Raw genomic sequence first — 24,716 nt, 5'->3', positions numbered from 1 at the left:
CGGCCCGGCGCAACAGCCCCCACGGCCTCAGGACGCGCCCGCCAGCAGCTCCATCCCGGCCAGGATCATGAGCACCGCCGTGAGGCCGTGCATGCCGATGGCACGCCGTCCGGAGCCCCGCGCGGCGAGGATGAGCAGCATGTCTCCCACCGGGATGACGGCCTCGACCAGCAGGATGAGGCCGGCCGCCCGCGATCCCAGCCAGGCCAGGACGGCGAGCACGGCCAGACCCGAGACGACGTCCCGCACGCCCTTGAGCCGCAGCCACCACGTGACATGGGCGCCCTCCTCAGGGAGCGGCAGGCCGAAGCTGCGCGTCGCCGTCCACGGCGCAGCGAGGTACAGGATGCCGATCGCGATGATACCCAGCGCCGCCAGCAGCGCCACTCCGACCGCAAGCGCGTGCATGAGCGCCTCCTTCGATCGTCGATACGTATTCTAGCATTGCTAGATTTTCAAGCTTTTCTATCATGGCTGGCCGGGCATCCGGCGCGTCGGGGAGGACGAGGTGGGGATCGCCGATCGGAAGGGCCGCCAGCGCGCGGAGCGCGAGCAGCGCATCGTCGCGGCGGCGCGCGCGATCGCGGAGAGTGAGGGCTGGAACGCCGTCACCATCCGGCGCCTCGCCGAGGAGATCGAGTACAGCCAGCCGGTCCTCTACGGTCATTTCGAGAACCGGGACGCGATCGTGGCGGCGGTGGCCGTCGCGGGCTTCCGGGATATGGCGGCCGCTCTCCGACGGGCCGCCGCAGAGGCCCGCGACCGCCGCGGCGCGCTCGACGCGGTGGCCGCGGCCTATCTCGGTTTCGGCCGGGACCATCCGGCCGTCTACGAGGCCATGTTCACCCTGCCGACCGGCCTGGCCTTCGGGGAGGCGGGGACGCATCCGGTCCTGAAGGACGCTTTCGCGGCGCTCGCGGCGGTCGTCACGCCCTCGCATACCGACCGCAACGTCGCGACCGAGACGTTCTGGGCGGCCCTCCACGGCCTCGCCGCGCTCGACCGTGCGGGCCGGATCCGGGTCGACGCCCGCGCGGACAGGGTCGCGCTGCTCGTGCGCTGGCTCCTCGACAGCTGAGGACGCGCCGCGGCGTGGCAATGGGGAGCGAGGCCGCTTGTGCCGGCCTCCGGTCCGGCCCGCGGTCCCGCCTCAGGCCCCGAGCTGCCGGGCGAGATCCTCGATATCCCGCGCCGCCACGTCCACCGGCACGCCCGGGCCGGCCTCGCCGGTGGCGGGCCCCCATTCGTCGGGCCGCGCGATGTGGGCCGTGCGCAATCCACTCGCCGCCGCCGCGGCGAGGTCGGAGGAGTGCGCCGCCACCATCATCACCTCGCCCGGCGCCAGGCGCAGCGCCGCGGCGGCCTTCCGGTAGACGGCGGGCTTCGGCTTGTAGTCCTGGGCGATCTCGGCTCCCAGGATCGCGTCCCAGGGCAGGCCGTTGCGCCGCGCATGCGCGATGGCGAGCCGGATATGCGCGTTCGAGCAGGGGGCGAGGAGGAAGCGCGGCTTCAGCCGGGCGAGGCCGGGGGCGACGTCGGGCCAGGCGTCGAGGCGATGCCAGGCGAGGACGAGGTCGCGCTTGGTCTCATCCGCGATCGGGTCGAGGCCGCGCGCGGCGAGCACGGCCTCCAGGCTCTCGGCGTGGAGGATGTCGAGATCCGCGAAGGCGCGGGCGCCCTGCCGGATCGGCTCCATGCCGGGCTGGTAGCGGTCGCGCCAGTCCCGCGCGAAGGCGCCGCCCTCCACCCCGAGCAGCCGCGCGGCCTCGCGGGCGATCCCGCCGTGCCAGTCGAGCAGGGTGCCGAACACGTCGAAGACCAGGGCCTGAATCGCCATCGCTCGATCTCCGCGCCGGTTCTTGTCGCCCGATTATGCGCGCCGCACGAAGCCCAGGATATCCTTCACGGCCGCGATGTTCGGTGCCGCGATGGCCTCGGCGCGGCGCGCGCCCTCGGCCAGCACGCCGTCGATATAGGCCGGATCGGCCACGAGGCGCTTCATCTCGCCGCCGATCGGCCCGAGGGTCTCGACGGCGAGGTCCACGAGCGCGCCCTTGAAGGCGGAGAACTGCGCGCCCGCGTAGTCGCGCAGCACCGCCTCGCGGGTGGTGTCGCGGAGGGCCGCGAAGATGCCCACGAGGTTGTCCGCCTCCGGCCGCCCCGCGAGACCGGCGACCTCCGAGGGGAGAGGCTCGGCGTCGGTCTTGGCCTTGCGCACCTTCTGGGCGATGGCATCGGAATCGTCGGTGAGGTTGATCCGCGAGTAGTCGGACGGGTCCGACTTCGACATCTTCTTGGTGCCGTCGCGCAGGGACATCACCCGGGCCGCCGGACCGCCGATCAGCGGCTCGGTCAGCGGGAAGAAGGCCTCGCCGTAGCCCTTGGCGCCGATCGGCGCCGCGAAGTCGTTGTTGAACTTCTGGGCGATGTCGCGGGTCAGTTCCAGGTGCTGCTTCTGGTCCTCGCCCACGGGAACGTGCGTCGCCCGGTAGGCCAGGATGTCGGCGGCCATCAGCACCGGGTAGTCGTAGAGGCCGACGCTGGCATTCTCGCGGTCCTTGCCGGCCTTCTCCTTGAACTGCGTCATCCGGTTGAGCCAGCCGAGGCGGGCCACGCAGTTGAAGATCCAGGCGAGTTCCGCGTGCTGGGGCACCTGGCTCTGGTTGAAGACGATGGCGCGCGCCGGGTCGATGCCGGCCGCCAGGAACGCCGCCGTGACCTCGCGGATCTGGTTCGTCAGCTCGGCCGGATCCTGCCAGACGGTGATCGCGTGGAGATCGACCACGCAGTACAGGCAGGTCGGGTATTGCGGCTGCAGCGCCACGAAGCGCTTGATCGCCCCGAGATAATTGCCGAGGTGCAGGTTACCGGTCGGCTGCACCCCGGAGAAGACGAGTTCCTGGAACGCGGGCATCGGCGTCTCGTGTCGGGCCGGAGGAGGCGGGGATCCGACGGGGGCGGCCCGCGGGCGCGGCGTTCTGACCCAAGCGCCCGGGTCGGTCAAGGCATCCTGGCCGCGGCATCGAAGCCGGAGGTCAGGCGCATTCCGGCTCGGGGATCCGGTCCGCCGCCGCGGGGTGCCGCGCCCGCCCGGTCGGGCAGAGGTCGAGGAGCGCGCAGCGCCCGCAATCCGGGGCGCGGTGGAAGCAGCAGCGCTGCCCGTGCAGCATCATCACCTCGTGGTTGTCGTAGAGCGCCTGCGCGCTCCAGTCCTCCGGCAGCTGGGCGCGCAGGATGGCGTGGGCGGGGCCGACATCGACCTTCGGGCCGATCAGGCCGGTGCGCTGCGCCACGCGATGGTGGTGGCTGTCGACGGGCAGGGCCGGCATGCGCAGCGTGGAGAAGCTGAGGACGGCGGCGCTCGTCTTCGGGCCGATCCCCGGGATCGATTCGAGCCAGGCCCGGGCCGCCGGGACGTCGAGGTCGCGCAGGAAGGCGAGATCGAGGCTGCCGTGCCGGTCGCGCACCGCCCGCAGGATCGCCTGGATCCGCGGCGCCTTCAGTTCGGGCCAGGTCACGCCGGCGATCAGGGCCTCGACCTCGGCGACCGGCGCCGCGATCAGCGCCCCCCAATCGGCGAAGCGGGCGCGCAGGGCCTTGAAGGCGCGGCCCGATTCCGCGTTGCGGGTGCGGTGGGAGAGGAGCGAGGAGACGAGCTCGCTCATCGGGTCGAGGTCGTGGAAATACGGGATCGGGCAGCCGTAGACCCCGCAGAGCCGCCGGTGGATGAGGAGCGCCTGCGCGGCGAGATCGTGACTCATGAGGGCGGGAATCCGCCCGCCCGGCCACAGGTTCCCTCAGGGCGAAGGGCGATCGACCGGTTTGCGCTCGTGCCGCAGCAGCAGCGGGGTCTGCGCGAGCGCGAAGGCGACGGTCAGCGGCATGATGCCGAAGACCTTGAAGCCGACCCAGAAATCGGTGGTCTGGGTGCGCCAGACGACCTCGTTCAGGGCCGCCAGCACGAAGAAGAACAGGCCCCAGCGGAAGGTCAGCTTGCGCCAGCCCGTCTCGTCGAGGTCGAAGACGCTGTCTAGCACGACCGAGAGCAGCGGCTTGCCGAAGGCGAGCCCGCCGAGCAGCACCACGCCGAACAGGCTGTTCACGATCGTGGGCTTGAGCTTGATGAAGAGCTCGTCCTGAAGCGCCAGGGTCAGCCCGCCGAACACCACCACCACGGCGCCCGAGACGAGCGGCATGATCGGCAGGCGGCGCACGAGCAGGTAATGGACCGCGAGGGCCACGAGGGTGGCGGCGATGAACAGGCCGGTCGCCGCGAAGAGCTTCTGGTCCGCCGCGAAGCCGACGCGCTCGGCATAGGCGTTGCCGAGGAAGAACAGGCCGAGCGGCCCGAGTTCGAGGGCGAGCTTGACCAGCGGTGGCAGGTGGGCCTTGGGCGGGACGGGTTCGGTGATCATGGGCGGCGGTCTGGTTCGGCGATGCGGGGCGCGGAAGGGGGCGGAGCGTCGCGCTCGCGCGGCGTGACCTTTAGTCGGTTCCGGGCCGTTTCCCCAGCCCTCGCGCGGTTCAGAGCCGACATTGCCATCGTCGGGGCGGACATGCGCTGCGCCTCACCCGTCCTTCTCCAGCCCGGCGATGGCCCGGGCGAAGTCCCGGGCCGCGAAGGGCTCCAGATCCTCCACGCCTTCGCCGACGCCGATGAAGTGCACGGGCAGGCCGAACTTCGCGGCGAGCGCCACCAGGATGCCGCCCCGCGCCGTGCCGTCGAGCTTGGTCATCACGAGGCCGGTGACGCCGGCGGTCTTCTGGAACAGCTCGACCTGGCTCACCGCATTCTGGCCGACCGTCGCGTCGAGGACGAGGAGGACCGCGTGCGGCGCGGTCTCGTCGAGCTTTCGGATCACCCGGACGATCTTCTCCAGTTCCGCCATCAGCCCGGCCTTGTTCTGGAGCCGGCCGGCCGTGTCGATCATCAGCACGTCGCGGCCGGCCTCGCGGGCGGCCTGAAGCGCGTCGAAGGCGAGCCCGGCGGCGTCCGCCCCCTGCGCCCGGGTGACGACCGGCGCCCCTGTGCGCTCGCCCCAGACCTTGAGCTGCTCGATGGCGGCGGCCCGAAACGTGTCGCCGGCCGCGAGCATCACGCTCTTCCCCTGCTCGCGGAACTTCTGGGCGAGCTTGCCGATCGTCGTCGTCTTGCCAGCGCCGTTGACGCCGACCATCAGCAGCACGAAGGGCCGGTGCGCGGCGTCGATCGTCAGCGGCCGTGCCACCGGCTCCAGCGCCCGCTCGACCTCGGCCGCCAGGATCGTCCGCACCTCGTCGGGAGAGATCCCCTTCTCGTAGCGTCCCTTGCCGACCGCCTCGGAGATCCGCATCGCCGTCTCGACGCCGAAATCGGCCTGGATCAGCGCGTCCTCCAACTCCTCGAGGGTGCCGGCGTCGAGCTTGCGCTTGGTGAACAGCCCGGTGACGCGGTCGGAGAGCGCGGACGAGGTGCGGCGCAGGCCGCCGGTGAGCCGGCTCCACCAGCCGCGCTTCTCGCCCGCCGCCTCCGGCTCCGCCTCGGACGCGAGGCGGCTCGGCTCGACCGCGCCCTCCGGCGCCTCGGGCGTTGCCGGCGTCTGGCCCGCGGTGCCGCCGGGCGGCTCCTCCGGCGCGCCGTCGATCGGCTGAAGGTCCGCGCCGGCGAGTTCGTCCGGGAGGTCCTGCGCTGTCGCGGTGTCGGGCGAGGCCTCCGTGACGGTCGGCGGCGCCTCCGGCGGGATCTCGGCCGCGGTGGCGAAATCGGGCTCGCCCTCCGGGGCATCGGGCGAGGGCGCCTCCGGCGCCTCCTTCGTCTCGCCCCGCTTGCCGAACAATCGTCCGAACCAGCCCGGCTTGGTGTTGTCGCTCATCCGCGCCTGCTCCACACCGTCCGGGCCATGCGACCGGACCTCCCGCACCCCACCACCGGCACCCGAGGCGCCATGATCGTGGAAGACATAGTCTCGCGGGTCCTCTACCGCGATGCCCTGGTGCTCGTCATCGACAAGCCGGCCGGGCTGCCGGTCCATCCGGGCCCGGGCGGCGGCGAGACGCTGGTCCAGCACCTCGACGCCCTGCGCTTCGGCCTGCCGCGCCGGCCGGAGGCCGCCCACCGCCTCGACCGCGACACGTCGGGCTGCCTCGCGCTCGGGCGCCACGCCAAGGCCCTGGCCCGGCTCGGCCGCCTCTTCTCCGGGGGCGAGGCGCGCAAGACCTACTGGGCCCTGGTCGATGGCGCCCCGGCGGAGGAATCCGGGGAGATCGACCTGCCCCTCGCCCGGCGCTCCGACGATCCGCGCAGCTGGTGGATGAAGGTCGATCCGGCCGGCGACCCCTCGCTCACCCGCTGGCGGCTGCGCGGCCGGGGACCGGACGGCAGCGCCTGGCTCGAACTGGAGCCGGTGACCGGCCGCACCCACCAATTGCGGGTCCATTGCGCCGCCAGGGGATGGCCGATCCGGGGCGACAGCATCTACGGCACCGCGCCGCGCCAGGGCGGCCCCGGCCTACAGCTGCACGCCCGCGCCCTCGCCCTGCCGCTCTATCCGCGCAAGCCGCCGGTCACCGCCGAGGCGCCGGTGCCGCCCCACATGCGGGCGGGCCTCGGCGCCTGCGGTTTCACCGCGTGATCAGCCCTTCGCCCGCTCGCGGTTGCCGTATTGCGCGAGTTCGAGCCGCGCGATCGAGCGGTTGTGGACCTCGTCCGGCCCGTCGGCGAGGCGGAGCGTCCGGATGCGGGCATACGCGTAGGCCAGGCCGGCATCGCTGCTGACCCCGGCGCCGCCGAAGGCCTGGATCGCGTCGTCGATGACCTTCAGGGCGGCCCGCGGCGCCGCGACCTTGATCATCGCGATCTCCAGCTTCGCGCCCTTGTTGCCGACCTTGTCCATCATGTCGGCGGCCTTCAGGCAGAGGAGCCGCGTCATCTCGATGTCGATGCGCGCCTCGGCGATGCGCTGCTCCCAGACCGAATGGTCGGCGATGCGCTTGCCGAAGGCGACCCGCGACAGGAGGCGGCGGCACATGGCGGCGAGGGCCTCCTCGGCCACGCCGAGGGTGCGCATGCAATGGTGGATCCGGCCCGGTCCGAGCCGTCCCTGGGCGATCTCGAAGCCGCGGCCCTCGCCGAGGATCAGGTTCTCGGCCGGCACCCGCACGTCGTCGAGGATGACCTCGGCGTGGCCGTGGGGGGCGTCGTCGTAGCCGAAGACCGGCAGCATCCGCACCACCCGCACGCCGGGCGTGTCGAGGGGGACCAGGATCTGCGATTGCTGCTGGTGCAGGGGCGCGTCGGTGTCGGTCTTGCCCATCACGATCGCCACTGCGCAGCGCGGATCACCCACGCCCGAGGACCACCACTTGCGGCCGTTGATCACGTAGTGGTCGCCGTCGCGGCGGATGCGCGTCTCGATGTTGGTGGCGTCCGAGGAGGCCACGTCCGGCTCGGTCATCAGGAAGGCCGAGCGGATCTCCCCCGCCATCAGGGGCCGCAGCCAGCGTTCCTTGTGGGCCGCGGACCCGTAGCGGTGCAGCACCTCCATGTTGCCGGTGTCCGGCGCCGAGCAGTTGAACACCTCCGAGGCCCAGGGGATGCGGCCCATCTCCTCGGCGCAGAGCGCGTAGTCGAGGTTGGTGAGCCCGGCGCCGCGGAATTCAGGGGTGTCGTGCTCGGGCGAGGGCGGCAGGAAAAGGTTCCACAACCCGGCCTCGCGGGCGAGCGGCTTCAGCCGTTCGATCACCGGCACCGGCTGCCAGCGGTCGCTCCCGAACCACTCCATCTCGGCCTTGTAGGTCGCCACGGCCGGGCGGACCTGCGCGTCGATGAAGGCGGCGACGCGGTCGCGCCAGTGCCGCTGCCGCTCGGAGAGGGTGAAGTCCATCGGCGTGCTCCTCCGGTTCCGGGGTCGGAGCGCCCCGGCATGCGCCGCAACCCTACCGCCATCAGCGTCCGATCGGAAACCCGGTTTTCGAAACCGCGGCTTCTGCGCGGCAGGACGCCGCCGCCCCGACCGTACCGGCCTTTCTAGGCCGAGGGTGAGAACAGCCCGTAGAACAGGGGGCGGACGTAGAGGTCGGCCGCCGTGTCGCAGGTCACGCCCGGCACCCAGGCCGGCAGTTCGGCGGCGGCGTTGATCATGCTGCTGACGAGCTGCGCGGCGATCCCAGGGTCGTGCGCGCGCAGGGAGCCGTCCGCCATGCCGTCGACGAGGCAGAAGGTGAACCGCTCGGCGAGCCGGTTCATGGTCCGGCGGGTCTCGGTCCGCAGGGCCTCCGGCAGGGCGCTGAAGGCGGTGACGCGCAGGAGCGGCCCGTCCGCGCCGAGCTGGCGCCGCACCAGCGTCGCCGAGACGGTGCCGAGCCGCGCCCAGCCGCTGCCGCCGGCCGCCTCGGCGGCGTCCTGCACGGCGCGGATCTGCTCGAAGCTGCGTGCGAAACAATTGGCGACGAGATCGTCCTTGTTGTCGTTGTGGTGGTAGAACGACCCCTTGGTGACCTTGAGAAGGCTCGAGATCTTCTCGACCGAGGCGCCCCGGTAGCCCTGCTCGTTGATCAGGATGGTGGCCGCGCGCAGGAAGGCCTCCGGCGTGACGTCGGCCTCCGCCGGCCGCCCGGGTTCCGGGAGGGTCCCGGGCGCCCAGGGCGCGCCGGGCGCGGCGAGGCCGCCGATCAGCAGGTCGCCCATCCGGTCCGCCACCCGCCCGTAATCGCGCGGCTCGTAGCGGTCGATCCACAGGCGGACCGAGTGGATCACCGAGAGCAGCAGGTGGGTGCGGGCGTTGCGCTCGCTGCGGTCGAGCCCGCCCGCGTCGAACAGCCCGCGCAGCCGCCGGAAGAAATCCGCGTAGGCCGCGAAGACCGTCTCGGCCTGGGGCTCGGGCAGGGCGCGCACGTCGTTGAGCACGGCGATATCCGGCTCGGCGCCGGTCGCGACGGCCGCGCGGGTGGTGAGGTAGAGGTGGAGGAGCCGCCTCAGCCGCGCCGCCGGGTCGCGCTCGGCCTCCGCCCGCGCCACCAGCCCGTCGAGCACCGCGATGGTGTGGAGGAAGCAGGCGGCGGCCAGATCCTCCTTCCGGCGGAAATAATAGGTGACGCTGTTCGTCATCAGCCCGACGCGGCTCGCCACCTCAGAGAGCGTGGCGCCCTTCACGCCCGCCTCGTTGAACAGCGCCACGGCCGCCTGGAGGATCGCGTCGCGCTTCTGGGCGTAGCGCCGGGTCTGGCGGGCAGGCCCCCCTGGCCGCGCGGCCTCGGGCAGGTCGACCCCGTCGATGGGCTGGGACATCAGTCGATTGAGCACGCCGGATGCGAGGGTGACAAGCACCCTCAGGTCGAGGCCCGCGCTCCCGCTCGCCGATCCGCCAGGTTCTCCCCGGCCGCGCAGCCCGGGACGACCATCGGGCGCGTGCCGGCGCGCGTCGCAGGGATGCGCTCGACGATCTCGAGAGACAGGTCGAGCTCGCCGGCCGTCCGGCGGGCCACGCGCAGCAGGAAGCCGGGGAGGTCGGGCAGGGGACTCGAACCCGGCACCACCCGCAGGACCGCGCGCCCGGGCGCCTCCTGCTCGAACTGGAACGCCGTCATCTGCAGCAGGGCCGGGTCGAGCCCGATCAGCGCGGCGAGCGACAGCGCCGCACCGGAGCGTCCGACAAGCGTCTGCGGGTTGCAGCGCGGGCGGATCCGCCGGACGATCAGCCGCCGGCCATTCGCCGGGACCGCGGCCGCGACCAGTTCGGCCTCGTCGCCGGTGTCGTAGCGGATCAGCGGCATCCCCGGAAACCGCAGGCCGGTCGCTATCAGGCGCCCGCGCGCGCCGGGCCGGATCACCGGCGCCCCGTCCGGCCCGACGAGTTCGGTGAATCCGTAGAGCGGGTCGAACACGAACGTGTCGGGCTCGTCCGGATGCTCGGCCGCGAAGGCGATCCGCTCGCGCAGGCCATAGACCGGGATGAGCCGCGCCCGCGGGAACGCCCGTTCGAGAAGCGCCCGGATCGTCGGGGAGAGCGGCTCGGAGGTCGGCAGGACGCCGCGGACCTGGTCGAGGGGCTCCTCGTGGCGCAGCAGATAGGCGGCGAAGGCCGCCAAGGCCGAGGGTACCCCTTCCAGCAACGCCGCGCCCCGGCGGCGGATGGCGCGCAGCTCGTCCGCCATCATCGCATCGCTGGGGTGAAGGACCGGTGCCTCGCCGCGGTGGGTCAGCTCCTGAACGGCGTCCTCCGCACCGTGGGTGAACCCGCGAAAGACGCTCCGGAGGTCCCGCGGCGCGAATCCCGCCCGCACCCAGGCTTCGTGCTGGAAGACGCGCGTGACGGCGTCGCCGGCCGGGTCGCGATGGATCATGACGCTCCGCCCGCCGCTCTCGCCGAGCCGGCACGCGTCGAGCGTGCGCGGATCGACCGTGCAGAGGCGCTGCCCCTCCCGAGCCACGTCCGCGCGCGTGAGGATCGGGATGCGGTGCCACAACGCCCGGAGCGTCGGCGCATCCAGGGCGTCGCTTCCGAGCGCCGCGTCGAGCCGCTGGCGATAGGCCGGGCTCCCGGCGCGCGCCCGGGCGATCAGGCCCAGGAGGGCGAGGTCCTGCGCCCGCGCCGCAAAGGCCGGATCGGCGGTGGCCCGGCGGATCTCCGCCCGGGCCTCGGCCTGGGCCCGAGCGTGCCGCAGGGACGGCGGCAGCGCCCGCGCCAGGCAGGCCAGCGGCACGTGCAGCCCCCGCAGAGCGGTGGCCATGGCGGGGACATGCGGCATCGGCGCACCCTTTCCGTGCGCCGGTCCGGCGCGCCCCGCCGCCGGAGCAAGGTCGGCACCACTCCGTTCTGTCCCGATTTGACGGGCTCGGGCGAGGGCGGCCGGTCGTTGCCGGGCGCGTTTCGCAGCCCGGGGCCCCCGCGCGAACCGCAGGTGACTCGTTCCGAGCCCGCGGAAACGATCCGCGGGCGGCCGCGAGGCCCGCCGCCCGGCCGATCGCGATCGGGGGGCGGACGGACCGCCGCTTGCACCAACCGGCCGGAAGGCGCTGCCGCACCCGCCGCTTGTCCCGTCACGGGACAGTCGGCGGACCGGATCGGGACCGATCCCGGCGGCGCCCGCCTCGGAGGCGCGGGAATGGGTCAACAGGTGCGTTGGGAGAGCGGGCGGGATCCGGCGCGGTCCGGGCCCGGCGCCGCTCCTCCCTCAGGCGGCGATCGAGCCGGTGGCGACCGCGCGCACCATCTCGGTGATCGAGGCGATCGTCCGGAAGCTCTTCGGGTTGAGGTGGCTCGCAGGGATCGTGATGTCGAACTCCGCCTCGATGGCGAGCATCAGGTTCACCATGTCGAGGGAGGAGAGACCCGCCTCCGTCAGCAGGGCCTCGGGCTCGGGGCGGGACTCGATGCCCTTCTGCGCCAGGATTCCCTGAACGAGGGCGGCCGTGCGGGCCGCGATGTCGAAGGTCGAGATGTCGGCCATGTTGGGGGCTCCGTTTCTGCGGATGGGATCGCTGGGCACTGTGGAACGACAGCGTTGCGACTTGGTGGATGCGGTGCGACGCCGAGGAGCGACGGCAGACTTCAAGTGTTCAGGCTTAACGAAATCTGTATTTCTTCTCTTCGACCAAGTGAAGAACCCGTTCTCGAAGGTCTACATCAGGATATCTTAGGTTTTCGCGTCTACCACGGAATGAAAAGAGGAGAGGCTCGCCGCCCCGCCGAAGAGCGGGGGCGCGGCCTCGCGGCATCGAACCAGCGGGGAACAGCATGACCATCCAGACCCTTCCGACGGGTGCGGCGCTCGCATCGGAGACCGGCACCGTCGATCCCGGGCTGCGCGCCCTCGTGGTGGCGGGCATCGCCGCCGCCCACGCGGAGGAGGTGGACCGGGACGGACGCTTCCCCTCGGAGGCGATCGCGGCGGTCAAGAACCAGCGCCTGATGGGCCTGACCGTGCCCACGGCCCTCGGCGGGGAGGGTGCGGACCTCTCCGCGGCGGCGGATGTCTGCTACGCGCTCGGCCGCGCCTGCGCCTCGACGGCGATGATCTACGCCATGCACCTGACCAAGGTCGCCTGCATCGTCGACCACGGCCTCGACCAGCCCTGGCAGGCGGCGCTGCTGCGCCGCCTCTGCGACGAGCAGCTCCTCCTCGCCTCCTCGACCACCGAGGGCCAGGGCGGCGGCAACGTCCGCTCCAGCGCCGCGGCGATCGAGCGGGACGGGGAGGCGGTGACCCTGGACCGGGCCGCGACGGTGATCTCCTACGGCGCCGAGGCGGACGGCGTGGTCACGACCGCCCGGCGCGCGCCCGATGCCGTCGCCTCCGACCAGGTGCTCGCCGTGATCCTGAGGGAGGATTACGCGCTCGAGCGCCTGAGCGGCTGGGAGACGCTCGGCATGCGCGGCACCAGCAGCTTCGGCTTCCGCCTGCGCGCGCGGTTCCGGCCGGACCAGGTGCTGGCGGTGCCCTACGCCACCGTCCATGCCGAGACGATGACGCCTGTCTCCCACATCCTTTGGTCGAGCGCCTGGGCCGGGATCGCGGCCGGCGCCGTGGAGCGGGCGCAGGCCTTCACCCGGCAGGCGGCCCGCGGCGCGGGCGGACAGATGCCGCCGGGCGCCGCGCATTACGGCCGGGCGGCCGCCTCGCTCAGAACCCTGCGCACGATGATCGCGGGCGCGCTCGACCGCTACGCCGCCGCGAAGGCGTCCGGCAGCCTCGGCAGCCTCGACGTCCAGACCGCCGTCACGATGCTGAAGGTCGAGGCGTCGGAACTCGCGGTCGCCACCGTGTCGAGCGCCATGCGAGCCTGCGGACTCGCCGGCTACCGCCAGGACGGGCCGTTCAGCATCGGCCGCGCCCTGCGCGACATCCTCTCGGCGCCGATCATGATCCACAACGACCGCATCACCGCGAACCTCGCGGCGACCGGCCTCCTCTCCACCGTCCCGGCCTCGCTCCGGGACTGACCCGACCCCCCATTTCCGGAGCGCACGCCATGAACATGAACTGGACGAAGCCGTCGGCCCCGCACGCGGGCACCTTGGACGACCTGTTCGACGGCCTCTTCCGCCCGATGGGGGCGGACGGCGTCTACGCCCGCACCGGGCGCTACGAGGCGGTGGTCGAGGCGTTGCAGGCCCTGATCTCCCGCCACCGGGAGGAGGGCACGGAGGTGTTCCGCTTCCCGCCGGTGATGAGCCGCAAGCAGATCGAGACGCACGGCTACCTCAAGAGCTTCCCGAACTTGCTGGGCTGCGTCTCTTGCCTGGAAGGCAGCGAGGCGGAGATCCGCGGCGCGGTCGACCGTCACTACGCGGGCGGCGACTGGACGGAGTCCCTCGACTCCGCCGACCTCGTCCTGGCGCCGGCCGCCTGCTACCCGGTCTACCCGATCGCCGCCGCTCGCGGGGCCGTGCCGGCGGAGGGCTACCGGTTCGACGTCGCCTGCGACTGCTTCCGCCGCGAGCCCTCGCGCGACCTCGACCGGCTGCAATCCTTCCGGATGCGGGAATACGTCTGCGTCGGCACGCCCGACCAGATCCAGGCGTTCCGGCAGCGCTGGCTCGACAAGGCGACCGCGCTCGCCGACCGTCTCGGGCTGACCTACGAGGTCGCGCAGGCGAGCGACCCGTTCTTCGGCCGCGTCGGCCAGCTGATGGCCCTCAACCAGCTGGAGCAGGCGCTGAAGTTCGAGCTCCTCGTGCCCCTGCGCGGCGAGGGCCCGGCCACGGCCTGCATGAGCTTCAACTACCACCGCGAGCATTTCGGCACGACCTGGAACCTCCGCGACGCGGAGGGCGAGCCGGCCCATACGGGCTGCGTCGCCTTCGGCATCGACCGGCTGGCCGTGGCGCTGTTCGCCACGCATGGGCTGGAGGTGGCGGCCTGGCCGGCCGAGGTGCGCGCGACGCTGGCCGTGTGAGCGAAGTCGATTTCCCGCGTTGCGTGGCGGTAGATCGGAAATCGCATGAGGCCGTCATCGGCTTCGCCGTCTGATTGACGGCGAAGCCGGTCAATACATTGGTGCCGACACTTCAAGACTGGCGCGGGATCCCCTCTCCCGAGTGGGAGAGGGGCAGGGGTGAGGGTGGCTCGGGTTCAGGATTGAACTCCGAAGGTCGAGCTGCCAGCTGCACGGTAGCGACTTCTGGCTGAAGCGTCCGTCCCTCACCCCTGCCCCTCTCCCACTCGGGAGAGGGGTTCCCCGCGGCATGACCGACGAAACCGGATGCTTCAAATCTCGCAGCCACGACAACGCCTTGCGAGAGCGTTCCATCGAGCGGTCCTGCTCCTCGCCCAAGGCGATGCCGTCGCGGGGGAGAGAGAGCACCCGGCCGTGAAGACAGCGAAGGGACGAACGGAGCGTCGCCTCCGCGAGACCGCCCCCGTCACTCCAGCCCAAGACCGCGCCGCAGCCACCACGCATAGTGTTCCGCGAGCGCCGTCACCCGCCGCCGCTCGGCGCGTGGGTCGTACCAGGCCCCGCCCGAACTCGCCGGGATCGCGGAGAGCTGCGGGTGGCGCAACAGCACCTCGCCGCGGCGCCCGAGCACCAGAGCCTCGCCGTCGAGGTAGTCCGTGTCCGTCCCGCCGCCGCGACCGCGGCGGACCTGGCTGCCCGCATAGGCCGTGAGGGTGACGCCCGTCACGCGCACGACCAGCACCGGCCCCGACGCTCCGATGCGGTCCGCGAAACTCCGCGCCAGCGCCTCTCGCAGGTCGCCCGCGAGGGTCTCGGCGAAGGCGCCGAGGCCCCGCGCCCGCAGGGGCTCGACATCGACGCGCAGGGCGGAGAAGCGGGCACCGGGGTCGAGCGGCGCCGCCGCCGTCGGACCGGCGAGGCCGAGGCCGATCAGTCCGAGTCCCAGCCAGCGCAGCATCGTCCGCCTCCCGCGTCGTCCGAGCCCTTCATTGAGCCGGGCCGGCGCCGGACGCAAGGTCAGGCGACGAAGCGGATGCCGACGATCTCGTAGGATTTGCCGCCGCCGGGCGTCGTGACCTCGACCGTGTCGCCGATGCCCTTGCCGATCAGCGCCCGCGCCACCGGCGAGGTGATCGAGACCCGGCCCGAGCGCACATCCGCCTCGGGCTCGCCGACGATCTGGTAGGTCTTCTCCTCCTCGGTGTCCTCGTCGATGAGCTGAACGGTTGCGCCGAACTTCACCTTCGATCCCGAGAGCTTGGCGACGTCGATAATCTCGGCGCGCGAGATCAGGCTCTCTAGTTCGAGCACCCGGCCCTCGTTAAGGGACTGAGCTTCCTTCGCGGCGTGGTACTCGGCGTTCTCCGAGAGGTCGCCGAGCGCCCGGGCCTCGGCGATCGCCTGGATGATCCGCGGGCGCTCCACCTGCTGGCGGCGCTTGAGCTCCTCCTCCAGCGCCGCATAGCCGCGAACCGTGATCGGAACCTTGTCCATCGTTCTCGTTCCACACCATAGCAATCGGCCCGGCAGGACGTGATGCCACGCTCCACCGGGCCTGTTCGAACCGTCTCGCGCGGGGCGAGTTTTCCTAGAGCGGGCCGCGCCGCTCAGGCCACGAAATATTCCTGCAGGGCGCGCACTTGGAGGTCATCGCCGAGATAGGCCTTGATCCCTTCCGCAGCCGCCATCGCGCCAGCGAGAGTGGTGTAGTACGGCACTTTATGCAAGAGGGCGGCCCGGCGGAGGGACCGCGAGTCGGAGAGCGCGCCCGCGCCCTCCGTGGTGTTGAAGACGAGGTGGATGTCGCCGTTCTTGATCGCGTCGACGACGTGCGGGCGCCCCTCCAGCACCTTGTTGATGCGGGCGGCGGCGACGCCGTTCTCGGCGAGGTAGCGCTGCGTGCCGCCGGTCGCCAGGATGGTGAAGCCGATCTCGGACAGGATCCGCATCGCGGGCAGGATCCGCTCCTTGTCGGCGTCCCGCACCGAGACGAAGACCGTGCCGGTCTTGGGCACCTGGGTGCCCGAGCCGAGCTGGCTCTTGGCGAAGGCCACGCCGAAGCTGCGGTCGAGGCCGATCACCTCGCCGGTCGAGCGCATCTCCGGGCCGAGCAGCACGTCGACGCCGGGGAAGCGCGCGAAGGGGAACACCGCCTCCTTGACGGCGATGTGCGGCAGGGTCTTCGGCGTGAGCCCGAAGGCCGACAGGGGCTCGCCCGCCATGACCCGGGCGGCGATCTTGGCGATCGGCTCGCCGATCACCTTGGCGACGAACGGCACCGTGCGCGAGGCGCGGGGATTGACCTCCAGCACGTAGATCTCGCCGTCCTTGATCGCGTACTGGACGTTCATCAGGCCGCCGACCTTGAGCGCCAGGGCGAGGGCGCGGGTCTGGTCCTCCAGCTTCGCGATCGTCTCCGCGGAGAGGGAGCGCGGCGGCAGGGAACAGGCGGAATCCCCCGAGTGGATGCCCGCCTCCTCGATGTGCTCCATGATGCCGGCGATGAAGACGTCGGTGCCGTCGGCCACCGCGTCCACGTCGACCTCGGTCGCGTCGGTGAGGTAGCGGTCGAACAGGAGCGGGTTCTTGCCCAGCACCGTGTTGATCTGCCCGGTCTTGTCGTTCGGGTAGCGGGCCTTCACGTCGGACGGGATCAGGCTCGGCAGCGTGTCGAGGAGGTAGTCGGCGAACTGCGTCTCGTCGCGGATGATCGCCATGGCGCGCCCGCCGAGCACGTAGGAGGGCCGCACCACGAAGGGCAGGCCGAGATCGGCGGCGACGAGCCGGCTCTGCTCCACCGAGAAGGCGATGCCGTTCTTCGGCTGCTTCAGGTGCAGCTTGTCGAGGAGCCGCTTGAACTGGTCGCGGTCCTCCGCGAGATCGATCGCGTCGGGGGAGGTGCCGAGGATCGGGACGCCGGCCTCCTCCAGCGCCCGAGCGAGCTTGAGCGGGGTCTGGCCGCCGAACTGCACGATGACGCCGTGCAGCGTGCCCGCCTGCCGCTCGGTCTCGATGATCTCCAGCACGTCCTCGGTGGTCAGCGGCTCGAAGTAGAGCCGGTCCGAGGTGTCGTAATCTGTCGACACTGTCTCCGGGTTGCAGTTGACCATGATCGTCTCGAAGCCCGCGTCGGAGAGCGCGAAGCAGGCGTGGCAGCAGCAATAGTCGAACTCGATGCCCTGGCCGATCCGGTTCGGGCCGCCGCCGAGGATGATCACCTTCGTCTTGTCGGAGGGCTGCGCCTCGTCGGCAACCGTGCCGGCGAAGGGCGCCACGTAGGTGGAGTACATGTAGGCGGTGGGCGAGGCGAACTCGGCCGCGCAGGTGTCGATGCGCTTGAAGACGGGGCGCACGGCGAGCGCCCGGCGTGCCGCCCGCACCGCCGCCTCGTCGGTGCCGGCCAGCACCGCGAGCCGCGCGTCCGAGAAGCCCGCCGCCTTGAGCTGCCGGAAGGCGCCGGCGGTCTTCGGCAGGCCGAAGCGCTTCACCTTGGTCTCGAGGTCGACGATGGCCTGGAGCTGCTCCAGGAACCACGGGTCGATGCGGCAGGAGGCGTGCACCTCGGCCTGGCTGACGCCGAGCCGGAGGGCCTGGGCCACCTTGAGCAGCCGGTCCGGGGTCGGCGTGCCGAGCGCCGCCTTGATGGCGTTGCGGTCGTCGCCCTTGCCCAGCCCCTCGATCTCGATGTCGTCGAGGCCGGTGAGGCCCGTCTCCAGGGAGCGCAGGGCCTTCTGCAGCGATTCGGCGAAGCAGCGGCCGATCGCCATCGCCTCGCCCACCGACTTCATGGAGGTGGTGAGCGTCGGCTCGGCGCCCGGGAACTTCTCGAAGGCGAAGCGCGGGATCTTGGTGACGACGTAGTCGATGGTCGGCTCGAAGGAGGCCGGCGTCGCGCCGCCCGTGATGTCGTTGGCGATCTCGTCGAGCGTGTAGCCGACCGCGAGCTTCGCCGCGACCTTGGCGATCGGGAAGCCCGTGGCCTTGGAGGCGAGCGCCGAGGAGCGCGACACGCGCGGGTTCATCTCGATCACCACCATGCGGCCCGTCGCCGGGTCGATGGCGAACTGGACGTTCGAGCCGCCGGTCTCCACGCCGATCTCGCGCAGGACCGCGATCGAGGCGTCGCGCATCACCTGGTACTCTTTGTCGGTGAGCGTCAGCGCCGGGGCGACGGTGATCGAGTCGCCCGTATGCACGCCCATCGGATCGATGTTCTCGATGGAGCAGATGATGATGCAGTTGTCCGCGCGGTCGCGGACCACCTCCATCTCGTACTCCTTCCAGCCGAGCACCGATTCCTCGATCAGCACCTCGTTGGTCGGGGAGGCATCGATGCCGCGCTCGACGATGTCGAGGAACTCCTCGCGGTTGTAGGCGATGCCGCCGCCCGTGCCGCCGAGGGTGAAGGAGGGCCGGATGATCGCCGGCAGGCCGATCTCGGCGAGCGCGATCAGGGCCTGGCCGAGGGCGTGCTCGCCGTAGCGCTTGCGCCGCTCCGATTCGCCTGACGCCCACTTCTTCTCGAAGGTCGCGAGGGCGGCCTTGCGCGCCTCGGGCTCGGGGTTCGCCTGCTCGATGCGAGCCACCTCGGCCAGGTACTTCTCCCGGTCGGCCTTCTTGGCGGCGGAGGCGTTGGCGAGCGCCGAGCGCGGGGTCGCCAGGCCGATCTTGGTCATCGCGTCGCGGAAGAGGTGCCGGTCCTCCGCCTTGTCGATCGCCTCGGCGGTGGCGCCGATCATCTGCACGCCGTACTGGTCGAGCACGCCCATGCGCTTGAGCGAGAGGGCGCAGTTGAGCGCGGTCTGGCCGCCCATCGTGGGGAGCAGGGCGTCGGGCCGCTCCTTCGCGATGATCTTGGCGACGATCTCGGGCGTGATCGGCTCGACATAAGTCGCGTCGGCCAGCTCCGGATCGGTCATGATCGTGGCCGGGTTGGAGTTGACCAGGATGATCCGGTAGCCTTCCTGGCGCAGGGCCTTGCAGGCCTGCGTCCCGGAATAGTCGAACTCGCAAGCCTGCCCGATGACGATCGGACCCGCGCCGATGATGAGGATGGAGGAGATATCGGTGCGCTTGGGCATCGGACGCGTCGGACTCTTGCAGCGCGCGTCCGGCCTCGGGCGCGCCGCCCCGCGAGGACGCGGAGGCGGACGGGGCAGGCCGGGCGCGGGGGGATGGTCGTCCGGCGCCTTTAACACGCGCTGCGATCGGAAAGAAAGGCCGCGGGTGCTCTGCGCGCATCAGGCTTGAGCGCGACGCGCGACTGGACGCTGGTGACGGGCGCGTCGAGCGGGATCGGGGCGGCCCTGGCCCGCGAATTCGCCGCGCTGGGCCACGCTCTGGTCCTGACCGCCCGCCGGGAGGACCGCCTGCAGGCGCTCGCGGCCGAACTCGCCGGACGCGGCCCGGTCGAGGTGATCCCGGCCGACCTCGCCCGGGCCGAGGCTCCTGCGCGCCTCCTCGACGCGGTCGCAGCCCGCGGCATCACCCTGCACACCCTCGTCAACAATGCCGGCTTCGGCATGCGCGGCCGCTTCGCGACCCTGCCGGCCGAGGGCCTGATGGAGATGGTCGCCGTGAACGTCGCGGCCCCGACGGAGCTGGCGCGCCGCATCCTGCCCGGGTTGATCGCGCAACGCCGCGGCGGCATCCTCAACGTCGCCTCGGTCGGCGCCTACCTGCCGGGTCCCAAGATGGCCGCTTACTACGCCAGCAAGGCCTACCTCCTCTCCCTGTCGGAAGCGCTCTACGAGGAGGCGAGGCCGCACGGAGTCACCGTCACGGCCCTGTGCCCGGGCGTGACCGACACCGAATTCGCCGCCCGCGCCGACCTGGAGGGCACGAAGCTGTTCCACGGCCCAGGCATGAGCGCCGCTTCGGTGGCGCGGATCGGCGTCGCCGCCTATCTCGACGGCCGGGCCGTCGCGGTGCCGGGGGCGGGGAACCGGGTCATGGTGGCCGCCCTCTCGCTCCTGCCGCGCGTTCTCAGCCGCAAGATCGCTGGACGCATGCAGAGCGTGCCGGGGTCATCTTCGGTTCAGTGATCGTCGCTACAACGGGGGCGAGAGCGGCCCCTCTTGGACGGATGACCTCGGAATGGATCGGACACGCGGCGGGATGCTGGAGCGCGCGAGCCGTCACCCGCTGGTGATCCTGGCGCGACAATTCACGACCTATGTGGGCGTCGGCCTCTGCGCGCTCGCCATCCATTACGGGGTGCTGGCGGCACTCGTGGAGTGGGGGCACATGGATCCGGTGGCGGCGGCGATCGTCGGCTACGTCTCCGGCGGGGTCGTCTCCTACAGCCTCAACCGCCGCCACACCTACGCGAGCGACCGTCCCCACGGGGAGGCGCTGTGGCGCTTCACGCTGGTGGCGGCCTTCGGCCTCGTTCTGACCGGCCTGCTGATGGGGATGCTCACCCGCTGGGCGGGGCTCGGCTACCTGACGGCGCAGCTCGTCACGACGGGGCTCGTCGTGTTCTGGAATTTCTCGGGCAACAAGCTCTGGACTTTCGCCGGGCGCGAGCGCCTGGCGGATGCGTGACGCCCCCGCTCTGCTGCGCGCGCCACTATCCCGGCTCTCGCAACATTCCTCGTGCCGAGGTGCCGCCCAGCGGCCTCGAAGCAGCCCGGATCGTTGATCCAAGACGAAGGCGGCCCGGACGAACCGTTCCGGCGTGCTTCGAGGCTCTCTCCGGTCCCACCGCAGCATCAGGAGATGGGTTTGCTGCCGGCGGCCGGGTCTGAGGCTGCGCCTCGCAGGCGCCCGAACACGAAAAACCCCTCGCCCGTGCGGGGAGGGGTCTCGGTCGTCGGTCCTGGCGGACGGCTTTACTCGGCGGCGGTCGCCGCAGCGGCCTTGGCCTTCTCGCCGGAGCGCTCGGCGCGCTCGGCGATGCGGGCGGACTTACCCCGGCGGTCGCGCAGGTAGTAGAGCTTGGCGCGCCGGACCTTGCCGCGGCGGGTCACCTTGATCGAGTCGATCAGCGGCGAGTAGATGGGGAAGACGCGCTCGACGCCCTCGCCGTAGGAGATCTTGCGAACGGTGAAGTTCTCGTTCAGGCCCGAACCGGCGCGGGCGATGCAGACGCCCTCGTAGGCCTGCACGCGGGTGCGGTCGCCTTCCTTCACCTTGACGTTCACGATCACCGTGTCGCCGGGCTCGAAGTCGGGAACGGTCTTGCCGAGCTTGGCGATCTCTTCCTGCTCGAGCTGCTGAATGATGTTCATCGGGGTCAAGCTCCTGCCGTTACGCCGCGCCGCGGGATGCGGTCCGACGCAGGATTTCGGCGTCCTGTTGTGAGTTGGCCGGCTCTCTACAGGATGCGGCGGGGCTTGTCGATGGGTGAGGGCGCCCTTGCGCCCCGCGCGCGCCGGCCGCAGCATCGGTACCGACGGAGCCCGCCCCGACCATGGCCGAGACCACGCATCGCCGGTCCTTCGAGCCGGGACACCGGCTGAAGTTCCTGGTCCTCGTCGACGACACGCCGGAATGCGACCGGGCGGTGCATTTCGCCGTGCGGCGCGCGGCGCGGCTCAACGCCCGCGTGGTGATGCTGGCGGTGGCGGAGCCTCCCGAGAGCTTCGAGTGGCTCGGCGTCGGCGACGCGATGCGGGAGGAGGCCGAGGCCGAGGTCGCGGCGCGCCTCGACGCGCTGGCGGCCACCGCCCGCGCCGCGGCGGGGGTCGATCCGGAATGCGTCGTGCGCACCGGCGAGCGCGCGGAGGAGATCCTGCGGCTGATCCGCGACGACGCGGATATCGGCTTCCTGGTGCTCGGCGCCGCGACCGGGACGGACGGCCCGGGGCCGCTCGTGGCGAGCATCGCCGGGCGGAGCGCCGGGTCCTTCCCGGTGCCGGTGGTGATCGTGCCCGGGGCGCTGACCGAAGCGGAGATCACGGCGCTGGCAGGGTAGGGCCGCCCCGGTTGCGGTTTTCCGCCCGCGGGTCCACATCGATCCCGGCGCATCGCGCCGTTCCCGGCCGGCCTTGAACCGGCGCTGAGAACCCGAAGGATCCCGCATGTTCATCCAGACCGAAGCCACGCCCAACCCCGCGACCCTCAAGTTCCTGCCCGGCAAGGTCGTGCTGCCGGAGGGCACCTTCGAGGCCCGCGACACCGCGCAGGCCGCGCGCTCGCCGCTCGCCCGGGCGCTGTTCTCGGTGCCGGGCGTCTCCGGCGTCTATCTCGGCCACGACTTCATCTCGGTGACGAAGGCCGACGACGGCTCGGAGTGGCCCCAGGTCAAGCCCGCCGTGCTCGGGGCGATCATGGAGCATTTCCTGTCCGGCGCGCCCGTGTTCGAGGCCGGCGCGGCGCCCGAGGCGGCCGCCGAGGAGTTCTTCGCGGACGAGGATTCCGACACGGTCGCCACGATCAAGGACCTGCTGGAGACCCGCGTGCGCCCGGCGGTGGCGGGCGACGGCGGCGACATCACCTTCCGGGGCTACAAGGAGGGGATCGTCTACCTGGAGATGAAGGGCGCCTGCTCGGGCTGCCCGTCCTCGACCGCGACGCTGCGCCAGGGCGTGCAGAACCTCTTCCGCCACTTCCTGCCGGAGGTGCGCGAGGTCCAGGCGATCTGAGGCACGCGGCCCGTCCGTGGACAAAGGCCACGCTTCGCGCTGACGGGGCCGAGCGCATGCGGTAACATGACCGCGTGAGACCGGGCGGCATCGGAGGCTGCCCGGAGGCGGAGTCGGCACCCCTTGCGTATCCTGGCCATCGATACGGCGCTCGAAACCTGCGCGGCCTGCGTTTCGTCGGACGGCGCGGCGGAGCCGTTGGCGCAGGAGAGCCTCGCGCTGCAGCGCGGCCACGCCGAGGCGCTGCTCCCCCTCGTCGAGCGGGTGATGGCGCGGGTCGAGGGCGGGTTCTCCGCGCTCGACCGGGTGGCCGTGACGGTGGGGCCGGGGAGCTACACGGGGCTCAGGGTCGGGCTCGCCGCCGCCCGCGCGGTGGGCCTCGCCTGCCGCGTGCCGGTGGTGGGCGTCACCACCCTCTCGGCGCTGCTCGCGCCGCTCCTCGCCGCCGAGGAGGACTTCCTCGGCCAGGGCTATCTGCTCGCCGCGGCGATCGACGCCCGCCACGGCCACGTCTACTTCCAGGCCCTGAGCCCGGACGGCGGCATCGTGGTGCCCCCGAGCCTGATCCCGGTAGCGCAGGCGGTCCAGTATCTGGGCGGCGGGCCGGCGGCGCTGGCGGGCTCCGCCGCACCCCTCCTCGCCGCCGCCGCCGGCAACGCCGCGATCGTGCCGGAGGGCCACACCGCCCCGGAGATCGCCTGGGTGGCCTCCCTCGGCCTCGTCGCCGACCCGGCGCACGCGCTGCCCCGGCCGCTCTATCTCCGCGGTCCCGACGCGCAGCCGCAAGACCACGCCCGGCTGCCGCGGCGGTGACCGCATGTGGATCCCCTTCTTCAGCCCCGCGCCACCGCCCCACGTGACGCCCCTGGCCTCGGCCGAGCGCGCCGCCGACCTCGCGGCCCTACACGCCACGGGCTTTGCCCGGCCCTGGGAATCGCACGAGTTCGAGCAGATGCTCTGCGCACGCGGCCACCTCGCGCACGGCCTGATGCAGGGCCACCGGCTCGCCGGTTTCGTGCTGTCGCGGATCGTCCTCGACGAGGCCGAGATCCTGACCGTTGTGCTCGGTCCGGCCGCCCGCGGCGCGGGACTGAGCCGCGGGCTTCTCTCCACTCACCTTCGGGCGCTCGCGGATGCGGGCGTCGCCGCGGTGCACCTGGAGGTGGAGGATTCGAACGTTGCCGCGCTCGCCCTCTACCGGCGCCTCGGCTTCGTCGAGACCGGGCGGCGGGCCGCCTACTACACGCGGGCGGACGGGACCAAGGCGGCGGCCCTCACCATGCGGGCGGCGCTCGGGTGATCGCGCCCGCCCTGATCGCGCGCCACGTCAAGACGGGTCTGCGCCTCCTGGTCTACGCGATCGCCTTCGCGATCGTGTACCTGCCCCACCGCCTCAGCCTGTGGCGGGGAGGGCGCCGGGCGGGGCTCGCCCCGCTCCTGATGCACCGGCTCTTCCTCGCCCTGTTCCAGGTCCGGGTGCGGGTGAGCGGGCCGCAGCCCGCGCCCGGCGAGGCGGCCCTCGTCATCGCCAACCACATCTCCTGGCTCGACATCCTGGTGCTCGGGGCGGTGCGGCCGCTCTCCTTCGTGGCGAAGTCCGAGATCGCAGGCTGGCCGGTGATCGGCGCCATGTCGCGGCTGCAGCGGACCGTGTTCATCGACCGCGCCCGCCGGCGCCACACGGCCGTCGTCAACACGGAGCTCAGCCGCCGGCTCTCGGCCGGGGAGGTGGTGGTGCTCTTCGCCGAGGGCACCACGGGCGACGGCAACCGCCTGCTGCCCTTCCGCACCTCCCTGGTCGGGGCGGCCCGCGCGGCCCTCACCGATGGCGGCCTCGACCAGGTGCGGCTGCAGCCGGTCTGCATCGCCTACACGCATCGCCACGGCCTGCCGCTGACGCGGCGCGAGCGCCCCGACATCGCGTGGTACGGCGACATGGACCTCGCGCCCCACCTCGCCCTGTTCCTGGAGCGGGGCCCCATCGACGCCGAGGTGGTCTTCGCCGAGCCGATCACCTTCGCGGCGGGCACCGACCGCAAGGCCGCCACGGCGCTCGCCGAGGCGGCCGTGCGCCGCGCCCTGCAGCGCGCCGTGACGGGGCGGGACCCGCTCCCGGCCGCCCCGCCGGCCGCCGCCACCGAGCGCCCGATCCCGGTGACCGCTTCCGTCTGAGCCCCCCTCCGCCGGGTTCGCGCGGTTGCGTCTCAACCAAACCTTAACCTTGACGGCGCCTTAACTGCGTCGCGGCAGCC

At 72.0% G+C, this 24,716-nt stretch carries 25 protein-coding genes; 11 read left to right on the top strand and 14 right to left on the bottom strand.

Features of this window, described 5'->3' with window-relative positions; all coding sequences use genetic code 11:
• Window positions 1-27: 27 nt before the first annotated feature.
• Complete coding sequence (locus ACW9J6_RS05025) at window positions 28-408, bottom strand: DUF4267 domain-containing protein (RefSeq protein WP_457115345.1); 381 nt, start codon at window positions 406-408, stop codon at window positions 28-30.
• Window positions 409-508: 100 nt separating this feature from the next.
• Here ACW9J6_RS05025 and ACW9J6_RS05020 point away from each other — a divergent pair, with 100 nt between their 5' ends.
• Window positions 509-1,078 (top strand): TetR-like C-terminal domain-containing protein, encoded by a 570-nt coding sequence (locus ACW9J6_RS05020; protein WP_457115344.1) that lies wholly within the window; start codon window positions 509-511, stop codon window positions 1,076-1,078.
• 72 nt (window positions 1,079-1,150) lie between these two features.
• Here ACW9J6_RS05020 and ACW9J6_RS05015 read toward each other — a convergent pair whose 3' ends face one another.
• From ACW9J6_RS05015 to ftsY, 5 genes are all read right to left on the bottom strand, one after another.
• Window positions 1,151-1,837 (bottom strand): haloacid dehalogenase type II, encoded by a 687-nt coding sequence (locus ACW9J6_RS05015; RefSeq protein ID WP_457115343.1) that lies wholly within the window; start codon window positions 1,835-1,837, stop codon window positions 1,151-1,153.
• 33 nt (window positions 1,838-1,870) lie between these two features.
• Window positions 1,871-2,914: a tryptophan--tRNA ligase gene (gene trpS, locus ACW9J6_RS05010; protein WP_457115342.1), complete on the bottom strand. Its 1,044-nt coding sequence runs from the start codon at window positions 2,912-2,914 to the stop codon at window positions 1,871-1,873.
• A 121-nt stretch (window positions 2,915-3,035) separates the two neighbouring features.
• A complete protein-coding gene (locus ACW9J6_RS05005; protein WP_457115341.1) occupies window positions 3,036-3,761 on the bottom strand; it encodes an endonuclease III domain-containing protein in 726 nt (241 codons plus the stop codon).
• Between the two features lie 36 nt (window positions 3,762-3,797).
• A complete protein-coding gene (locus ACW9J6_RS05000) occupies window positions 3,798-4,415 on the bottom strand; it encodes a septation protein A (RefSeq protein WP_457115340.1) in 618 nt (205 codons plus the stop codon).
• Window positions 4,416-4,568: 153 nt separating this feature from the next.
• A complete protein-coding gene (ftsY, locus tag ACW9J6_RS04995) occupies window positions 4,569-5,852 on the bottom strand; it encodes a signal recognition particle-docking protein FtsY (RefSeq protein ID WP_457115339.1) in 1,284 nt (427 codons plus the stop codon).
• 72 nt (window positions 5,853-5,924) lie between these two features.
• Between ftsY and ACW9J6_RS04990 the strand changes: the two genes are divergently transcribed.
• Window positions 5,925-6,611, top strand: coding sequence for an RluA family pseudouridine synthase (locus ACW9J6_RS04990; protein ID WP_457115338.1), 687 nt, complete (start codon window positions 5,925-5,927; stop codon window positions 6,609-6,611).
• Here the strand turns inward: ACW9J6_RS04990 and ACW9J6_RS04985 are convergent, their stop codons facing one another.
• The 4 genes from ACW9J6_RS04985 to ACW9J6_RS04970 form a co-directional block, all read right to left on the bottom strand.
• Window positions 6,612-7,862 (bottom strand): acyl-CoA dehydrogenase family protein, encoded by a 1,251-nt coding sequence (locus tag ACW9J6_RS04985; RefSeq protein ID WP_457115337.1) that lies wholly within the window; start codon window positions 7,860-7,862, stop codon window positions 6,612-6,614.
• A gap of 143 nt (window positions 7,863-8,005) precedes the next feature.
• The gene (locus ACW9J6_RS04980; protein ID WP_457115336.1) at window positions 8,006-9,265 is read right to left on the bottom strand and encodes a TetR/AcrR family transcriptional regulator; all 1,260 of its coding nucleotides are present in this window, start codon (window positions 9,263-9,265) and stop codon (window positions 8,006-8,008) included.
• Window positions 9,266-9,306: 41 nt separating this feature from the next.
• Window positions 9,307-10,725, bottom strand: a complete 1,419-nt coding sequence (locus ACW9J6_RS04975) for a CoF synthetase (protein WP_457115335.1) — start codon at window positions 10,723-10,725, stop codon at window positions 9,307-9,309.
• A 426-nt stretch (window positions 10,726-11,151) separates the two neighbouring features.
• Window positions 11,152-11,427: a phosphopantetheine-binding protein gene (locus ACW9J6_RS04970; RefSeq protein ID WP_457115334.1), complete on the bottom strand. Its 276-nt coding sequence runs from the start codon at window positions 11,425-11,427 to the stop codon at window positions 11,152-11,154.
• Between the two features lie 287 nt (window positions 11,428-11,714).
• Between ACW9J6_RS04970 and ACW9J6_RS04965 the strand changes: the two genes are divergently transcribed.
• Both ACW9J6_RS04965 and ACW9J6_RS04960 read left to right on the top strand, forming a co-directional pair.
• Window positions 11,715-12,920 carry an acyl-CoA dehydrogenase family protein gene (locus ACW9J6_RS04965; RefSeq protein WP_457115333.1) on the top strand — a complete coding sequence of 402 codons (1,206 nt, stop codon included), beginning with the start codon at window positions 11,715-11,717 and terminating at the stop codon, window positions 12,918-12,920.
• A gap of 29 nt (window positions 12,921-12,949) precedes the next feature.
• A complete protein-coding gene (locus ACW9J6_RS04960) occupies window positions 12,950-13,876 on the top strand; it encodes an amino acid--[acyl-carrier-protein] ligase (RefSeq protein ID WP_457115332.1) in 927 nt (308 codons plus the stop codon).
• 466 nt (window positions 13,877-14,342) lie between these two features.
• Here ACW9J6_RS04960 and ACW9J6_RS04955 read toward each other — a convergent pair whose 3' ends face one another.
• The 3 genes from ACW9J6_RS04955 to carB all read right to left on the bottom strand — a co-directional run bounded on the left by ACW9J6_RS04955 (window position 14,343) and on the right by carB (window position 18,957).
• On the bottom strand, window positions 14,343-14,834 hold the full coding sequence (locus ACW9J6_RS04955) for a hypothetical protein (RefSeq protein ID WP_457115331.1): 492 nt from the start codon (window positions 14,832-14,834) through the stop codon (window positions 14,343-14,345).
• Between the two features lie 59 nt (window positions 14,835-14,893).
• Complete coding sequence (gene greA, locus ACW9J6_RS04950; protein ID WP_457115330.1) at window positions 14,894-15,370, bottom strand: transcription elongation factor GreA; 477 nt, start codon at window positions 15,368-15,370, stop codon at window positions 14,894-14,896.
• Window positions 15,371-15,483: 113 nt separating this feature from the next.
• Entirely contained in the window at window positions 15,484-18,957 is a 3,474-nt protein-coding gene (gene carB / locus ACW9J6_RS04945; RefSeq protein WP_457115329.1) for a carbamoyl-phosphate synthase large subunit, read from the bottom strand.
• Window positions 18,958-19,122: 165 nt separating this feature from the next.
• On the opposite strand from carB, the gene ACW9J6_RS04940 reads away from it, so the two are divergent.
• Together ACW9J6_RS04940 and ACW9J6_RS04935 are read left to right on the top strand one after the other, a co-directional pair.
• Window positions 19,123-19,920 carry an SDR family NAD(P)-dependent oxidoreductase gene (locus ACW9J6_RS04940; protein ID WP_457115328.1) on the top strand — a complete coding sequence of 266 codons (798 nt, stop codon included), beginning with the start codon at window positions 19,123-19,125 and terminating at the stop codon, window positions 19,918-19,920.
• 52 nt (window positions 19,921-19,972) lie between these two features.
• On the top strand, window positions 19,973-20,422 hold the full coding sequence (locus tag ACW9J6_RS04935; RefSeq protein ID WP_457115327.1) for a GtrA family protein: 450 nt from the start codon (window positions 19,973-19,975) through the stop codon (window positions 20,420-20,422).
• A gap of 287 nt (window positions 20,423-20,709) precedes the next feature.
• On the opposite strand, the gene rplS is transcribed toward ACW9J6_RS04935, so the two are convergent.
• Window positions 20,710-21,108: a 50S ribosomal protein L19 gene (rplS, locus tag ACW9J6_RS04930; RefSeq protein WP_457115326.1), complete on the bottom strand. Its 399-nt coding sequence runs from the start codon at window positions 21,106-21,108 to the stop codon at window positions 20,710-20,712.
• A gap of 182 nt (window positions 21,109-21,290) precedes the next feature.
• Between rplS and ACW9J6_RS04925 the strand changes: the two genes are divergently transcribed.
• The 5 genes from ACW9J6_RS04925 (at window position 21,291) to ACW9J6_RS04905 (ending at window position 24,636) form a co-directional block, all read left to right on the top strand.
• Window positions 21,291-21,794 (top strand): universal stress protein, encoded by a 504-nt coding sequence (locus ACW9J6_RS04925; RefSeq protein ID WP_457115325.1) that lies wholly within the window; start codon window positions 21,291-21,293, stop codon window positions 21,792-21,794.
• A 106-nt stretch (window positions 21,795-21,900) separates the two neighbouring features.
• A complete protein-coding gene (locus ACW9J6_RS04920; RefSeq protein WP_457115324.1) occupies window positions 21,901-22,464 on the top strand; it encodes a NifU family protein in 564 nt (187 codons plus the stop codon).
• A gap of 123 nt (window positions 22,465-22,587) precedes the next feature.
• A complete protein-coding gene (gene tsaB / locus ACW9J6_RS04915) occupies window positions 22,588-23,277 on the top strand; it encodes a tRNA (adenosine(37)-N6)-threonylcarbamoyltransferase complex dimerization subunit type 1 TsaB (RefSeq protein ID WP_457115323.1) in 690 nt (229 codons plus the stop codon).
• A 4-nt stretch (window positions 23,278-23,281) separates the two neighbouring features.
• The gene (rimI, locus tag ACW9J6_RS04910) at window positions 23,282-23,764 is read left to right on the top strand and encodes a ribosomal protein S18-alanine N-acetyltransferase (protein WP_457115322.1); all 483 of its coding nucleotides are present in this window, start codon (window positions 23,282-23,284) and stop codon (window positions 23,762-23,764) included.
• Entirely contained in the window at window positions 23,761-24,636 is an 876-nt protein-coding gene (locus ACW9J6_RS04905) for a lysophospholipid acyltransferase family protein (RefSeq protein ID WP_457115321.1), read from the top strand. Before rimI ends, ACW9J6_RS04905 begins: the two co-directional genes overlap by 4 nt.
• Window positions 24,637-24,716: the final 80 nt, after the last annotated feature.

The organism is Methylobacterium sp. JK268 (assembly GCF_054052225.1).
This window is presented reverse-complemented; position numbering and strand designations above follow the sequence as displayed.

Excerpts from the sequence above, each read along its gene's own strand:
- ACW9J6_RS04985 (WP_457115337.1), bottom strand. The coding sequence starts at position 7,862 with ATGGACTTCACCCTCTCCGAGCGGCAGCGGCACTGGCGCGACCGCGTC.
- ACW9J6_RS05015 (WP_457115343.1), bottom strand. The coding sequence starts at position 1,837 with ATGGCGATTCAGGCCCTGGTCTTCGACGTGTTCGGCACCCTGCTCGAC.
- greA (WP_457115330.1), bottom strand. The coding sequence starts at position 15,370 with ATGGACAAGGTTCCGATCACGGTTCGCGGCTATGCGGCGCTGGAGGAG.
- ACW9J6_RS04935 (WP_457115327.1), top strand. The coding sequence starts at position 19,973 with ATGGATCGGACACGCGGCGGGATGCTGGAGCGCGCGAGCCGTCACCCG.
- ACW9J6_RS05000 (WP_457115340.1), bottom strand. The coding sequence starts at position 4,415 with ATGATCACCGAACCCGTCCCGCCCAAGGCCCACCTGCCACCGCTGGTC.
- ACW9J6_RS04975 (WP_457115335.1), bottom strand. The coding sequence starts at position 10,725 with ATGCCGCATGTCCCCGCCATGGCCACCGCTCTGCGGGGGCTGCACGTG.
- ftsY (WP_457115339.1), bottom strand. The coding sequence starts at position 5,852 with ATGAGCGACAACACCAAGCCGGGCTGGTTCGGACGATTGTTCGGCAAG.
- ACW9J6_RS04970 (WP_457115334.1), bottom strand. The coding sequence starts at position 11,427 with ATGGCCGACATCTCGACCTTCGACATCGCGGCCCGCACGGCCGCCCTC.
- trpS (WP_457115342.1), bottom strand. The coding sequence starts at position 2,914 with ATGCCCGCGTTCCAGGAACTCGTCTTCTCCGGGGTGCAGCCGACCGGT.
- carB (WP_457115329.1), bottom strand. The coding sequence starts at position 18,957 with ATGCCCAAGCGCACCGATATCTCCTCCATCCTCATCATCGGCGCGGGT.
- ACW9J6_RS04955 (WP_457115331.1), bottom strand. The coding sequence starts at position 14,834 with ATGCTGCGCTGGCTGGGACTCGGACTGATCGGCCTCGGCCTCGCCGGT.
- rplS (WP_457115326.1), bottom strand. The coding sequence starts at position 21,108 with ATGAACATCATTCAGCAGCTCGAGCAGGAAGAGATCGCCAAGCTCGGC.
- ACW9J6_RS04990 (WP_457115338.1), top strand. The coding sequence starts at position 5,925 with ATGATCGTGGAAGACATAGTCTCGCGGGTCCTCTACCGCGATGCCCTG.
- ACW9J6_RS04980 (WP_457115336.1), bottom strand. The coding sequence starts at position 9,265 with ATGTCCCAGCCCATCGACGGGGTCGACCTGCCCGAGGCCGCGCGGCCA.
- ACW9J6_RS05025 (WP_457115345.1), bottom strand. The coding sequence starts at position 408 with ATGCACGCGCTTGCGGTCGGAGTGGCGCTGCTGGCGGCGCTGGGTATC.
- ACW9J6_RS04920 (WP_457115324.1), top strand. The coding sequence starts at position 21,901 with ATGTTCATCCAGACCGAAGCCACGCCCAACCCCGCGACCCTCAAGTTC.
- ACW9J6_RS04960 (WP_457115332.1), top strand. The coding sequence starts at position 12,950 with ATGAACATGAACTGGACGAAGCCGTCGGCCCCGCACGCGGGCACCTTG.
- ACW9J6_RS05005 (WP_457115341.1), bottom strand. The coding sequence starts at position 3,761 with ATGAGTCACGATCTCGCCGCGCAGGCGCTCCTCATCCACCGGCGGCTC.
- ACW9J6_RS04925 (WP_457115325.1), top strand. The coding sequence starts at position 21,291 with ATGGCCGAGACCACGCATCGCCGGTCCTTCGAGCCGGGACACCGGCTG.
- rimI (WP_457115322.1), top strand. The coding sequence starts at position 23,282 with ATGTGGATCCCCTTCTTCAGCCCCGCGCCACCGCCCCACGTGACGCCC.
- ACW9J6_RS04965 (WP_457115333.1), top strand. The coding sequence starts at position 11,715 with ATGACCATCCAGACCCTTCCGACGGGTGCGGCGCTCGCATCGGAGACC.